This window comes from Hymenobacter sp. NBH84 (assembly GCF_014217645.1).
GTDB lineage: Bacteria > Bacteroidota > Bacteroidia > Cytophagales > Hymenobacteraceae > Hymenobacter > Hymenobacter profundi.
The window spans coordinates 587,612-601,765 of the sequence record NZ_CP043644.1 but is presented as its reverse complement, the minus strand read 5'-3'; the positions used below and the strand labels follow the sequence as shown (position 1 = coordinate 601,765).

General features: G+C 57.8%; 11 protein-coding genes. 8 read left to right on the top strand and 3 right to left on the bottom strand.

Going from position 1 to position 14,154, the window contains the following annotated elements:
• Positions 1-15 precede the first annotated feature (15 nt).
• Positions 16-228 (top strand): DUF2945 domain-containing protein, encoded by a 213-nt coding sequence (locus tag F1C16_RS02505; protein ID WP_185282804.1) that lies wholly within the window; start codon positions 16-18, stop codon positions 226-228.
• A 134-nt stretch (positions 229-362) separates the two neighbouring features.
• On the opposite strand, the gene F1C16_RS02500 is transcribed toward F1C16_RS02505, so the two are convergent.
• Positions 363-1,844, bottom strand: coding sequence for an amino acid permease (locus tag F1C16_RS02500; RefSeq protein WP_185282803.1), 1,482 nt, complete (start codon positions 1,842-1,844; stop codon positions 363-365).
• Between the two features lie 215 nt (positions 1,845-2,059).
• On the opposite strand from F1C16_RS02500, the gene F1C16_RS02495 reads away from it, so the two are divergent.
• The 6 genes from F1C16_RS02495 to F1C16_RS02470 all read left to right on the top strand — a co-directional run bounded on the left by F1C16_RS02495 (position 2,060) and on the right by F1C16_RS02470 (position 11,885).
• Positions 2,060-2,521 carry a DUF4890 domain-containing protein gene (locus F1C16_RS02495; protein WP_219733389.1) on the top strand — a complete coding sequence of 154 codons (462 nt, stop codon included), beginning with the start codon at positions 2,060-2,062 and terminating at the stop codon, positions 2,519-2,521.
• Positions 2,522-2,924: 403 nt separating this feature from the next.
• Complete coding sequence (locus F1C16_RS02490) at positions 2,925-4,283, top strand: MBL fold metallo-hydrolase (RefSeq protein WP_185282802.1); 1,359 nt, start codon at positions 2,925-2,927, stop codon at positions 4,281-4,283.
• A 123-nt stretch (positions 4,284-4,406) separates the two neighbouring features.
• On the top strand, positions 4,407-5,624 hold the full coding sequence (sbcD, locus tag F1C16_RS02485) for an exonuclease subunit SbcD (protein WP_185282801.1): 1,218 nt from the start codon (positions 4,407-4,409) through the stop codon (positions 5,622-5,624).
• 167 nt (positions 5,625-5,791) lie between these two features.
• Positions 5,792-6,721 (top strand): NmrA family NAD(P)-binding protein, encoded by a 930-nt coding sequence (locus tag F1C16_RS02480; RefSeq protein WP_185282800.1) that lies wholly within the window; start codon positions 5,792-5,794, stop codon positions 6,719-6,721.
• A 273-nt stretch (positions 6,722-6,994) separates the two neighbouring features.
• Positions 6,995-7,825: an ion transporter gene (locus F1C16_RS02475; RefSeq protein ID WP_185282799.1), complete on the top strand. Its 831-nt coding sequence runs from the start codon at positions 6,995-6,997 to the stop codon at positions 7,823-7,825.
• Positions 7,826-8,444: 619 nt separating this feature from the next.
• Complete coding sequence (locus tag F1C16_RS02470) at positions 8,445-11,885, top strand: AAA family ATPase (RefSeq protein WP_185282798.1); 3,441 nt, start codon at positions 8,445-8,447, stop codon at positions 11,883-11,885.
• 20 nt (positions 11,886-11,905) lie between these two features.
• Here the strand turns inward: F1C16_RS02470 and F1C16_RS02465 are convergent, their stop codons facing one another.
• Positions 11,906-12,970 (bottom strand): DUF6687 family protein, encoded by a 1,065-nt coding sequence (locus tag F1C16_RS02465; RefSeq protein WP_185282797.1) that lies wholly within the window; start codon positions 12,968-12,970, stop codon positions 11,906-11,908.
• Between the two features lie 105 nt (positions 12,971-13,075).
• Positions 13,076-13,393 (bottom strand): HNH endonuclease, encoded by a 318-nt coding sequence (locus tag F1C16_RS02460; protein ID WP_185282796.1) that lies wholly within the window; start codon positions 13,391-13,393, stop codon positions 13,076-13,078.
• A gap of 249 nt (positions 13,394-13,642) precedes the next feature.
• Here F1C16_RS02460 and F1C16_RS02455 point away from each other — a divergent pair, with 249 nt between their 5' ends.
• Positions 13,643-14,089, top strand: coding sequence for a hypothetical protein (locus F1C16_RS02455; RefSeq protein ID WP_185282795.1), 447 nt, complete (start codon positions 13,643-13,645; stop codon positions 14,087-14,089).
• Positions 14,090-14,154 lie beyond the last annotated feature (65 nt).

Sequence of the window (14,154 nt, the reverse complement as noted above, 5' to 3'; positions counted from 1 at the left end):
CTATCCCCTACCCCCATGTTTCGCAAAGGCAGTAAAGTCAGCTGGAAATACGGCACCGGCACAGCCACTGGTAAAATCGAAGAAGTGCACAAGGAATCCATCACGCGCAAGCTAAAGGGCAGCGACATCACCCGCAACGGCACCGCCGACAACCCCGCCTACCTCATCACCCAGGAAAACGGCGACCAGGTCCTCAAGCTGAAAAGCGAGATAGAAGCGGCGAAGTGAATTGTGAATAGCTAAATAAGAAGGTCATTTTGAACGCAGTGAGAAATGACAGGCTACTAGAAATGACGTTCTATTAGCAATAAAAAAGGCCCCGCGAACCAATGTTCACGGGGCCTTTTTATACAGCTCCTGCTTTACTTCCCAGCAGCCTCAGCTTCCCGCTCGCGGTTGAGCTTGCTGTTGTGGCGACCGTAGAAGAAGTAGATAACCACACCAATGGCCATCCAAATGATCAGGCGCAACCAGGTGTCCCAGGGCAGGTTGAACATCATATAGCCGCAGATCAGGATACCCATGCCGGGTACCAACGGCACCCACGGCGTGCGGAACGGCCGGTGCAGGTTGGGGTCGCGGCGGCGCAGAGCAATGATGCCACCGCATACAATTACGAAGGCCAGCAGCGTACCAATGCTTACCAGCTCGCCCAGCAAACCTACGGGTAGGATACCGGCCACAATGGCGCACACAACACCTGTGAAGATGGTCGTGACGTAGGGCGTCTGAAACTTAGGGTGCACTTTGCCAAAGATGGGCGGCAGCAGGCCGTCGCGCGACATGGCGAAGAAGATGCGGGGCTGCCCCATGAGCATCACGAGTACCACCGAAGCCAAGCCGGCAATAGCACCCAAGCCAGTGAAGTAGTACAGCCAGCCCAGCGAAGGACCCGCAGCTTGCAGCGCTACCAGCACCGGATCAGGCACGTTCAGGTTTTTGTACGAGGTAAGACCCGTGAGTACCAGCGACATTAATACGTAGAGCAGCGTGCAAATACCCAGCGAGAGCAGCATGCCAATGGGCATGTCGCGCTGCGGGTTTTTAGCCTCCTGAGCGGCCGTACTCACCGCGTCAAATCCAATGTAAGAGAAGAATACGACAGCTGCGCCGCGCACAATACCTTCCCAACCGTAGCGCGAGCCACCACCGGGCAGATTCTCTACGGGCGGAATAAATGGGCTCCAGTTGGCCGCATTCACATATTTGAAGCCGAAGGCAATTACCAACAACACAATGGCCACCTTCACAAACACGATGATGTTGTTGAAGCGAGCCGACTCCTGGATACCAACGACCAGCAGCATTGTCATGGCGCCTATAAGGAGTACCGCTGGCAGGTTGATAACAGCACCCGTAGTGCTGAAATGCGCGCCATCGTAGGCGATAGGAGCCTGCGAAATGGCAGCGGGCACGTGCACACCGGCTTTTTCCAGAATACTCACTAGGTTACCGCTCCAGCCCACGGCCACGGTGGCCGCACCAAAGAGATATTCCAGAATCAGGTCCCAGCCAATGATCCAGGCAACGAACTCACCCAGCGTGGCATAGCCGTAGGTGTAGGCCGAGCCGGCAATCGGAATCATGGAGGCGAACTCGGCGTAGCACAAGCCCGCAAACAAGCAGCCCAGACCCGCAATAATAAAGGAGATGACAATGGCCGGACCAGCTGCGTTGGCAGCAGCCGTTCCCGTCAGCACGAAAATGCCGGCGCCGATGATGGCTCCGATGCCCAGCATGGTGAGGTTGGTAGCCGTTAGGGTCCGCTTGAGGCCGCCGCCCTCGCCCTCGTCGGCTTCGTGCATCAGCTTATCGAGGGACTTTTTGGCGAAAATATCTGCCATAGAAGAGAAGGGAGAAAAGAGAATGAAAAGTGTAAAAGGTGCGCTTACAAAGCTGCGAAATCAGTTCAGATGGCCCGAATATAGCTTTTATCTGGTTAATGCGAGTGTAACGGCAACGCGCTAAAACTTTTCTTAGCCCCCGTTAAACCTCGCTTTTGGAGCGCTGTCCAACGGCCAGTAATCACCCAAAAACAACGTAATAGTTGCTTTCGACCATGAAAAAATCACTCATTCTGTTTGCTGCTTTTGTCTTTACCATGGGCGCCGCTTCGGCTCAGACCACTACCCAAAATGAAACGGGACAAATGCAGCGCCCCATGCGCGGCCAGGGTATGCGCAACATGACGCCCGAGCAGCGTGCCGACCAGCAGGCCCAGCGCCTCACCAAGCAGCTCAGCCTCTCGGCCGACCAGACTACGAAAGTGAAATCCCTGGCCTTGGCCCAACAGCAGGAGCGGCAAACCATGCGCACCCAGGCCAGCGCCGACCGTCAGGCCATGATGCAGAACATGAAAGCCTCCCGCGACAAGTACGAGGAGCAGCTGAAAGGCATCCTGACCAGCGACCAGTACACCAAATACACCCAAATGCGCGATGAGCGCATGGACAAGATGCAAGGCAAATTGCAGGACCGCAAAGGCAAAAAAGGCAAGATGAAGGCCAGCACGAACGGCTAGTCGTAGCCTCTTAGTTTCTATTTTAACGGCCCGCTTGTGCAAACAAGCGGGCCGTTTTGCGTGGTTTCCGCAGCGGTTTCACCAAGTATTCTACTACCGGCCAGCCGTGGCAAATGCCGCTTTTCTGGCGGATGCACGGCTCGACAGCTGAGCATGGCGTTGTCTGTGGCAAATGCCCTGCCCTCTATTACAGAGCTACACGGCATTGCATAACCGCCTTATTTTTTATCCGATTGATGACCAATACATTACGCCTCATTTTTTTAACCCTCCCTTTCCCTAACCTCCCGGCGCACGTTGCGTTTGCTTATATTTGAGAATATGCGTCGGCGGGCTTGGCCCGGCCGATGCCGCGTCCGGCCCAGCTTGCCGCGCGGCGCCGCATTCACTATATGCTTCCCCCATGAGTCCCCTGCCTAGTAGTCAGTCTGTTCAGATTCAGCAGTTTTATGATAAAGGACTGGCCCATGCCAGCTACGCTATCCGGTGCGGCCGCTACGTGGCGCTCATCGACCCTAGCCGCGACCCACAACCTTACTATGATTTCGCCGACGAGCACGATGCTACCATCGAGGCAGTTATCGAAACCCATCCCCACGCCGATTTTGTTAGCTCCCACCTGGAAATAGCCGAGGAAACCGGCGCTACCATCTACTGTAGCAAGCTCACGAAAGCCGCCTATCCTCACCAGAATTTCGACGATGGCGACCGGCTGACGCTGGGCACCGTGGAGTTGCACGCCCTCAGCACCCCCGGCCACTCCCCCGACAGTATTTCGGTGCTACTCATCGATGATTTGGGCCAGACCCGTGCCGTATTCACCGGCGACACCTTGTTTGTGGGCGACGTGGGCCGCCCCGATCTACGCGAAAGTGAGGCCGTGGGCGGCCATCAGCGCGAACACCTGGCCGTGCAGCTCTACCACAGCCTCCACGACAAACTCCTGACCCTACCTCCCGCTACCAAGGTATACCCCGCCCACGGGCCTGGCTCGTTGTGCGGCAAAACCACCAGCACCGAACTGGACAGCACTATTGGCAAGGAGGCGCGCTCCAACTACGCCCTTCAGCCCATGACGGAACCGGAGTTTGTGCGGGTGTTGCTAGAAGATCAACCCTTTGTGCCCAAGTATTTTGGGTACGATGTGCTCCTGAACAAGCAGGGCGCTTCTTCTTTCGAAAACAGCGTGCGGTGTGTGCCGCGTCTGCAAGCCGATGAGCCTCTGGAGCCCGGCGTGCTCATTATTGATACGCGACCAGCAGAGCAGTTCAAGGCGGGCCACTTATCCTCAGCTATCAACTTACAGGATGGGGGCAAGTTTGAAACCTGGCTGGGCTCGGTGGTAGGCCCCGATGAGCCGTTCTACCTCATTGCCGACACACGCATTGCCTTGGACACCGTTATCCGTAAAACGGCCAAAATTGGCTACGAAACAAACGTCAAGGGTGCACTGCTTACCCCGCCCATTCTGCCGGCCGTGAGCCTGCAAGTGGATGTGGAGGATGTGCGACAACATCCTGAGGAGTTTACGATAGTAGACATTCGCAACCGCTCCGAAGCTCAACAGGCCCTGTTTCCGGAGGCACTGCTGATTCCCCTACCCGAGTTGCGCGAGCGAGCCGGCGAAATCCCGCGCGACAAGCCAGTGCTGGTGCATTGCGCCGGTGGCTACCGCTCGGCGGCGGGCGCCAGCATTTTGGTGCCGCTACTTCCCGGTACGGCTGTGTATGATTTGGGCGAAGCTGTACAGGAGTTTCAGTAAGAGCGTCTGACACACGCTACTGCTGCTAGATGTTGAGCCCTATACTTCATCTAGCATTCCTTACCCGCTAGATTTCCTGCGCCCGTCTCGTAATAACGACGGGCGCCTGCAACACGCCCCTATATGAAGGTTCTGCATACCGCCGACTGGCATTTGGGTCAGCGTTTCGTGGGTGGCCACGAGCGCACGGAGGAGCACCGCCACTTTCTGGAGTGGCTGGTGCAGACCGTGCGCGAGCAGCAGATAGAAGTGCTGGTGATGGCCGGCGACGTATTTGATACGGGTTCCCCTTCCAACCAGGCGCTGGAGCTGTATTACTCCTTCCTGCTGCAAATGCGCGACACCGGCTGCCGCGATGTGGTGCTGGTGGGCGGCAATCACGACTCGCCGGCTACCCTGAATGCCCCCGCCCGCTTGTTGCGCCATCTGCGCGTGCACGTAATCGGCTGCGTGCCTGATTGTTTCGACGACCAGGTGCTGGTGATTGACAATGCGCAGGGCCGCCCTGGCCTGGTGATATGCGCCGTTCCTTTCCTGCGCGACCGGGATGTGCGCCTATCGGTGCCGGGCGAAAGCGCCGAGGAGCGCGAGGCCCGCATCAAGCAAGGCATTGCCGACCACTACGCCCGCTTGGCCGAGTTGGAAACTGTGTGGCAGTTGAAAGCTGCTGGCCTACCTGTGCTAGCTACGGGACACCTCTACGCCGCTGGCGGCTCCCCTTCCGATTCGGAACGCACCATTCATGTGGGCAATCTAGGGCAGGTAACGGCCGAGCATTTCCCTACCGTCTTCGATTATGTGGCTCTGGGGCACCTGCACCGTCCGCAGCGCGTGGGCGGGCGGGAGCACATCCGGTATTCGGGGGCGCCCATTGCGCTGTCGTTTTCCGAAATCGACTATCCTAAGGAGGTTGTTTTGTTGGAGTTCACCCCAAATGGCCTCACCATCAACTCCCTACCCGTACCGGGTGTACGCCGGCTGGTGCGCTTCCACGGGAACCTCGACGAAGTCCTCACCCAACTCACCACCTACGACAACACCGACTACCCCCTACCCGCCTGGGCCGACGTGGAGATTCGCTCCGAGCTGAGCCAGTTGGAGGTAGCCGAGCAGTTGCTGAAGGTGATAGAAGCCTTGGACCGAGGGCAGCTACAAGTGCTGAACCGACGCCATTTTCGCGTGGCGGCCCCGCGCCTCTTGGGTCAGGAAGAGGAACCCCTCACCCGCAGCCTACACGATTTCACGGAGCGCGAAGTGTTTGTGCAGCGCCTGGAAGCGGAGCCAGAAGAAGACCGGCCAGAGTTGCTGCGCACGTTTGATGAGTTGCTGGAAGGAATGTAGTACGCGGCCTATTCTACTGCTGGCCGTATTGTCTACCCTGCTCAGGCTTGAATGAAATCGTGTCTTTCTTGCTTCTCTACAACCTTCGGGAAAGGTAGGCGGTACTACCTTCTGTAGTTAGTACGTCCATACAGTGCAATCTGACTACTCACCTACTACTTCCACTTATGGCTACCGACTCTAAAGCTGGCTCTACTACCCTACCCACTACCATAGTATTAGCCGGCTCTACCGGTTCGCTTGGTTTGTTGATTGCCCACCACCTTCGCCAGCGAGGCGCCACAGTACGGGCCTTGGTGCGCCCCAGCAGCAGAGCGTCGGCCGAGGCAGAGTCGTTGCGCTTGCAGGGTGCTGAGGTGGTAGAGACTGATTACAGCAGCGTGGCCGACCTCACGCAAGCCTGCCAAGGGGCCGATTGTGTGGTATCGGCGTTGTCGGGGTTGCGGCCGGTGATTGTGGATGCCCAAACGCGCCTGCTCAATGCCGCTGTGGCGGCCGGCGTACCGCGCTTCATCCCCTCCGACTATTCCGCCGATTTCACCCGCTTGCCCGAAGGATCGAACCGCAACTTCGACCTGCGCCGGGAGTTTCAGCAGCGGCTTGATCAGGCACCTATTCAGGCCACGTCTATCTTCAACGGCATGTTCATGGACCTGTTCACCGGGCAGGCGCCGCTCATTCAGCCAGCCATACGCCGCATTGTGTACTGGGGTAGCGCCGACCAGCCACTGGAGTCTACCACCATGGTCGACACGGCTGCCTACACCGCTGCCGCCGCTCTCGACCCCACCACGCCCCGCTACTTGCGCATCGCCGGCGACGTCACCACCGTGCACGACCTGCAAGCCATTGCCAGCGAGGTAATGGGTCAGCCCTTTAAGCTGCTACGGGTAGGCGGCCTGGGCGTCTTAGAAACGATGATCAAGGTGACGAAAACGCTTATGCCAGCCGAGAACGAGGTATTCCCACCGTGGCAGGGCATGCAGTACATGCACAACATGCTCTCGGGTCAAGTCAGCCTACCCATACTGGACAACGACCGATACCCCGACCTGCATTGGACAAAGGTGCAGGATGTACTGCCAAAAAGGAGGTAGGCGTTACTGTTGACTGTCTGGATATTAAACCAAAGAGCGTTGTTTCTTCCATTGGTCGAAATAACGCTCTTTTTGCTTGGTGCTATCTGCTTGCAAGCTCAGCTATAAGCGGGTGTGAATAAGGGATATCCGATCAGTATAATTTTATATTAATCACTTCACTAGTAGCAGGTAGCAAATTCACAACGCCCTGGCACAGGCGCTTGCTGGTATACCTGCAAAGGCCCGTTTGCGTAGGTAGAGGGCAACTACCTACCATCCTGCTCCTCGCTAATGGATATACCACCTCACGAAAACACCCCCCACTGGAAGCAGCGCGCCTACCGCATCATCTTCGAATCGGACACGCCGGCCGGCCAGGCGTTTGATGCAGTGCTGCTTGTGGCCATTGTGCTGAGCGTGCTCACAGTGATGCTGGAAAGCGTGAATCAGATTGCGGCGCAATACGGGTCTTTGTTGCGGGCAGTGGAGTGGGCTTTCACGGGGTTGTTTCTGCTAGAGTACATCATCCGGCTGGTGGTGGTACGCCGGCCACTAGCTTATGCACTAAGCTTGCTGGGCATTATCGATTTGCTGGCTGTTCTGCCTACACTGGCTTCTCTGGTGATGCTAGGCAGCCACTATCTGGTAGTAATTCGAACACTGCGGCTGCTGCGCGTCTTTCGCGTTTTTAAGCTGGGCCGCTTTGTGGGAGAAGGCGAATTTATTTTGAACGCGCTTAAAGCCAGCCGTTTCAAAATTCTTGTTTTCCTGACGGCGGTTCTCACGCTAGTTATTGTGATTGGCACCTTCATGTATGTAGTGGAAGGCGGCCAGAACGGCTTTACCAGCATTCCCAAAAGCATCTACTGGGCCATCGTAACGCTGACCACCGTTGGCTACGGTGACATTTCGCCGGGTACCATACTGGGCCAAACCATGGCCTCTATCTTGATGATTCTGGGCTACGCCATTATTGCTGTTCCCACCGGTATTGTATCGGCTCAAATGGCTCGCCCTACCTCCGATGCGCCTACCTTCAAACAGGCGACTTGCCATATATGCCAAGCTGGCGACCACCGCGACGACGCCGAGTTTTGCTGGAATTGCGGGGAGAAGCTGTAGAGGCTGCTATATTCTGCACTGTATCTAGTACAACACTGGGCTTAGCCTGCTGCCAACCAGGGCTGTATCATCTTTTTAAATTCTTCGCCACTGAATTTGAACTTGATACTAGTACTGCCTGCTAGAATACGCGTTGTGTAGGTAGTAGACCAAAGAAACGTTTGCTCCTCAAGCGACCCAATACACGACCAGGGAATGAGCAATGGAGGGTGGCCTATACGAAAAAGAAATACGACCGACAGGGATAAGCCAGACGCCGATGCGGCTACTTTGATTACGCCGTTGTACCTGGCTAAGCCTAGTTTAGCATGGTGCAGTCGAAACTGCGGCTCTATCATATCTTCCGGCGCAACCTCGAATTGTGTAGACAGTTGGTGCCAGCCAAAAAAGGAGATGAGCTTACAAACCAAGCACCAAAAGCCAATAAACACGGCTATGAACGCTGGGATAAGTAGGGGCGACAACGAAGTATGCATGTACTAAATAACTACAATTCGCTGCGCATATCACTTACGCACGCCTACTTCTTCAAGTATCAAAAGGTGACTCTGCGCCTTGTCTCACCATGCAGTTTCTTTTAGCGCAGTAACTTCGTGGTCCGCCCTGGTATTTACTCCGCATGAAAATTCTCCGCGTCCGCTTTTTCAATCTCAACTCCCTGCGCGGGGAGCATTTTGTTGATTTCAGCCACGCCCCTCTGGCCGATGCGGGGCTGTTTGCCATTACCGGCCCTACCGGCGCCGGCAAAACCACCATCCTCGACGCCATCACGCTGGCCCTCTACGGCCAGGTGCCGCGCCACGAGGGTAGCGGTCCCGAGCAGGTGATGAGCCACGGCACGGGCGAGAGCTGGGCCGAGGTGGAATTTCAGGTGAACGGCAAAACCTACCGCTCGAAGTGGGGGCAGTACCGCGCCCGCCGCAAGCCCGGTGGCAACCTCCAGGACCCCAAAATGGAGCTGAGCGAGCAACCCGAAACGCCTACCCCCGAGGCGCCCGATAAATGGCCGATTCTGGAAAGCTACAAGTCGCGGGTGCCGGTGCGCGTGGCCGAGCTGAGCGGGCTGGAATACCGGCAGTTTCTGCGCTCGGTGCTGCTGGCCCAAGGCGACTTCACCCGGTTTCTGAAATCGAGCCCCGGCGAGCGGGCCCAACTGTTGGAGAAGATTACTGACACGCGCAAGTACTCCGATATTTCGGTGGCGGCGTTCCAACGGGCCAAGGAGGAAGCCCAACGGGTAGAGCAATTGCGGGCGGGTCTGGCGGGCGTAACGCTGTTGTCGGCAGAAGAGGTAGGGGCGCTGGAAGCCGAAGCGCAGGAACTAACCACTCAGCTCGAAACCGCTACTACCACCCAGGAGCAGCTGCGCGAGGCGCGGCAGTGGCACCAAAGGCTGTACGACCTGCGCCAACGTCAGCACACCACCCAGCAACGCCAGCAGCAGTTGGCTGCCCAGGCCGAAACGCTGGCCCCATTGCGGCAGCGTTTGGCGCTGCATCAGCAGGCCGCACCTTTCGCCACCGATTATGCCTTGCTCCGCCAAGCCGAGCAGCAGCTAGGCCGGCTACGCACCGAGGTAGGCCAGCTGCAAGAGCAACTACCGCAACTGCAAGAGCGCCGCGCCACCGCCGAAGCCACGCTGCACACCGCCCGCGAGGTCCATACGCAGGCCACTGCCACTCAGGCAGAGCAGGAGCCCAAGCTGCGTGCCGCCGAGCTGCTTGACCATCAGCTAGCCGACCAGCAACATCAACTAGAGAAGGGCAAGCAGGAATACCAAGGCTTCAACCTTCAATGGAAAGAGCAGAAAAATACGGCTACCCTGGCCGCCGCGCAGGTGCATCAGCAGGAGCAGCAGGCCCGCACATTGCGCGAGTGGCTTACGCGTCACACCGTCCTCAGCAGCGCATCGGAAGCCCTGGCGCCTTTGAGTGGCTACCTCCAGGATTGGCAGCACAACCGTACTGAGCTTACAGGGCTGACGGAGTTGATTCGGGAGCGCCAGCGCCAACTGACGGCCGCCACCAGCACCGAGACCAACAGCACCCAGCTACTCGCCGAAACCAACACCCAGCTCACTACCCTGGCCCAGCGGCACGCCACCGCCGCTACCGCCCGCACCGATTGGCGCTACCAGCTAACGCACCACGTAGCCCGCTTGCACCGCGAAGCCGCCGCGCTGGATGATAGTTTGCAGGATTTGCGCCGCCTCATGCATGCGCATCAGCTCATTCTGACCCACGAAGAAGCCCGCCAGCATTTGTTAGCCGGCGAAGCCTGCCCACTCTGTGGGGCCGTGGAGCACCCCTATGCCACCGGCGTGCTAGGCGTGAGCAAAGACTCCGTGCAGCGCGACCGGGAACGGGAGCAAGCCCTGGAGAAGCAAATAGTAGCCTTGAAAGGGCGAATCAACCGGCTAGTGGGCATCAGCGGACTGCTGGAAAACGGCGCTCCTTTAAGTGAGCCCGAAACGGCAGTGGTGCGGTGGTTGTCGGAAGAGGAAGAAACGACTATACCGGCCACCGTGCGCGCCTTAGCTAAGGAGCTGAGTGATACGGAACAGTTGCAGCAGCAGGCCCAACTCATTCAGGCCAAAGCCCAGGCAGACCAACACAACGCCCAACAGCAGCAGCAACAGCTTCGGGCCGAGCTAGAGCGTCTGACCACGCGCTTGCAGGATGCGCGCGAACAGGAGCCTTTGATGAAGGAGAACATCACCAGCCTGATCCGGTCGTTTGGGCTGGAGTTTTCGGGTGAGAACGGCGCAGCGTTGGTGCGAAATCTGGAAGCTGCCGGTGCCGATTTCCGTCGCAAGCAGTTGGAAGCCGAGCAGCTGGAACGCAAGCTCGACTTGGAAAACGAACGCGCCGCCACTGCTGAGAAAGAGCGCAAACGGCTGCAATTGGAACTGGATCAGCGCCGCGAGGCCCTGGCGCAGCAGCACCAGGCAATTGTGCAGCGCCAGCAGCAGCGCCACGAGCTGCTACCCAATACCACCAGCGTAGCCGACGCCCGCCGCCAGTTGGAAACGGCCGTGCGCACCGCCGACCAGCGCCGCCAACAAGCTGAGCAGCAGCTACAGCAACAGACCACCACGCTCACCATCGCCACCGACAAGCTGCGCCAGCGGGAGCAAGATGTTGCGCAGCAGCAGCAAGTGCAAGCTGAACGCCACGCTACCCTGTCGGCGGCGCTGGGCGCGGCTAGCCTCGCGCCTGACCCGACCATCCTCCCTACCCTGCTCCTACCCGATGCGGAGGTAGGCAACCTGCAAAGCCAGCTCCGCCGCCACGAGCAAGACGCCAGCCTGGCCGAGCAGACGCTACGCGAAACCGCCGAGCAGCTTCAACAAGAGGAAGTCCGCGCCCTCACACCGGAGCTGCCGGAGGTCATCACGCAGCAACTAACTGACAACACCCAGCAACTTGCTACTCTCAACCAGCAGCTTGGCCAGCGCCAACAGCGCCTCGCCGACCACCGCGCCGGGGTAGCCAAGCACGCTTCGTTGGTGGTAGAGATTGAGCAGCAGCAGAAACAGGCTCGCCGCTGGCGGCAGCTCACGGACCTCATCGGCTCGGCTGATGGCAAGAAGTTCAGCGAATTTGCCCAAGGCCTGACCCTAGCCCGCTTGGTAGACTTGGCCAACCGCCACCTGCACCGCTTCTCGGACCGCTACCGCATCAGCCGCAACCCGCAGGAGCACCTCGACCTACTCATCACCGACCACTACCAAGCCGACAACGTGCGCTCCATGAACTCGCTATCAGGCGGGGAAAGCTTTCTGGTGAGCCTTGCGCTGGCCCTGGGCCTCTCGGAGCTGGCCGGCCGCAAAACGCAAATCGACACGCTCTTCATCGACGAAGGCTTTGGCACCCTCGACCCCGACACGCTCGATGTGGCCCTATCGGCTCTCGAAACCTTGCAGGGCACCGGCAAAACCATCGGTATCATTTCCCACGTGGAGGCACTGAAGGAACGCGTGAGCACACAAATCAATGTGCGCAAGGGAGCCGGCGGCGTGAGTACGTTGCGAGTTATTGGGTTTGGGGAAGAGCAGTAGCGCCGATTTCCAGCGCGGCGCTACTGCCCGGCCGCCCGTATCTCTGCCCACGTCCAGTAGCGGCGCGGCTCTATGGTGGCGTAACCCTGCTGAAAAAACGACACGACTTCACGCTCTATTTCTTCCAATGCGATAGACGATTGGTACAGAGGCCGCTGGTCGGGGTCGGCGTAGCGCTGGGCCTTGGTGAGGCCTTTGCCAGAGAGGCGCAGCAGCGGACCGGTATCGGTGATGCCGTCGTGAGTCCAGCGGCGGGTGGTTTGTTCCAGCGCATTCAGACGATTAGCCAGCGTATCGAGCGGCATCCGGGGTAGCGTGGGGCGCGATTCCAGGTCAATCCACGTCGTGTATTTGTACTCAAATTCGTACCGCTGATTATCATAGAGGCTCAGCACCATATCGAAACCTGCCGTGGGGCCGAACAGCGCGTAGTAAGGTAGCGGCTCCGGCGTGCGCACCACCATCAGCCCAATTTCGGGGTAGGGCGTGAGGCGGGTAGCGGGGCTTTGCATGATGGCTGCAGCTTGCTGCACCCGTTCGTATTCCGGCAGCCACACGGCGCGTTCGGACGTTGGGTTTTCCAGCACCGCGGCAAAGCCCGGCAGGAACCACGCAAACTTTTCGGCCGAAGCCTCGTCCTCGCGCCGCCGCCGAGCGGGCGCCCCAAACGGCTCGTAGAACCGTGCTTTTTCCTCGGCATTCAGCCAGCAAACCAGTTGTAGGGCGTGGTTGGCCTGCGGGTCGTGCCAATCAATTTCGCGGAAGTCGCCGAGGGTAGCCACCAGGCGCAATAGGTGCTCGTGGCGCAGCGCTAGTTCGGGGTGCAGCAGGCTCCACACGCCCACAAATCCGTCTACGTCGAAGTGGTTGGCCGATACGGCTTGCGCTTCCAGTCCAGGCATGGCGGGCTGGTGCAGGGCACGCAGCACCGAGCCGGCGCTGGTATCGTCGCGCAACGGTGTAGGGGTAGCGGCTCCGCGCCAGTGCGCCAGCGTGAGGGCGGCGCCCAAGCCGGTGCTATCTACCAGGATGGTAGGCTGCTGGCGTAGCTGGGCAAATGGAACGAAGTAGCGGGCAGAAGTCATGATGGTAAAGGTAGCAGCCTGCCTGCTTCCTGCCCGGCGGCAAGAATATCGAGCAAACCCTCAACCATACATAGTCCTATTTAAAACCTTACAACTAAAATTGCTTTATTTATACTTGCCACGTCGGTTGGAAATCCGTTCTACGCGGTTGTTCCGAATCCAACCCAGATACTTCTGCAACTCCTCTGCTTCCCGTAGAGCCTCGATGGTCCCGTACTGCCGAGCCAGGGTTTTGTTGGGTAGCAAAAGGTGCACCGTGCTGTGACACGGCTGGCATAAGTCAGCCACAGGCCCATACTTACCACCTTCTTCTCGCGGCACCAAGTGGTGGCGCGTTACCTGCCTTACCCGCCGCAAGCACAGCGCACACTGCGGCTCTTCCGGCACAGATTTAGCAAATACCTCTTTCCGACGGCGTGCCATATTCTACTTAGCTGCTTGGGTAGTATTTTTTATGGTCACTGTATAATAATTCATATATATTATAAAATTCATAAATATCAACAGCCTATTTTTCCATAATATTTTATATTTAGCTGATTCTTTTGAAATATGTTAATCCAAAATTTTCAACTCATTGCAATTGCTTCCACAAGACACTAGGCAAGCAGTTCGGCCAGTAGAATAACCCCAAAACCTAGCTTTTTACTCCTCACATTTCATCTTTTGCGTATGCCCACTTCTACTTCCTCTTTATCTGGTTTGACCACACTGCTACGAGCAGCCGGTTTCGCGCTGACCCTGCTCCTACTAAGCTCCACTGCCTCTCACGCGCAAACCTGGCTGGTATCGACGGACTCGTACGTGAAGTTGGGTGTGGTGGATAAGTTTGGTCAGTTGGGGGCGTACACCGCTAAGTTTGTGGTGACCAACCAATCGACCGGCAAAAGCTATATGCTGGAAAAGCAGATACCAGCAGGGCAAAAAGGCGTAGACGTTATCTTCCCCTCCGAGCCTTCCGAGGCCGACTATTTCAAGTCGGACCGCAACGAGGCAGGCACGGCGGCGCCCGGCCGCTACGTGTGGGAGTGTCAGGTGAGCGGCAAAAAGGTAGTAGGGGGTTTCTTCGAGTTTGAAAAAGCCGGCAACGACGTAACAGTTGTTGAGAAGCGGAAGTAGAAGCCTTTTTGTCGGCGCCTGCGTATGCGGAGTAGTTCATTTCCTCTCCAACTCCGCAACCATTT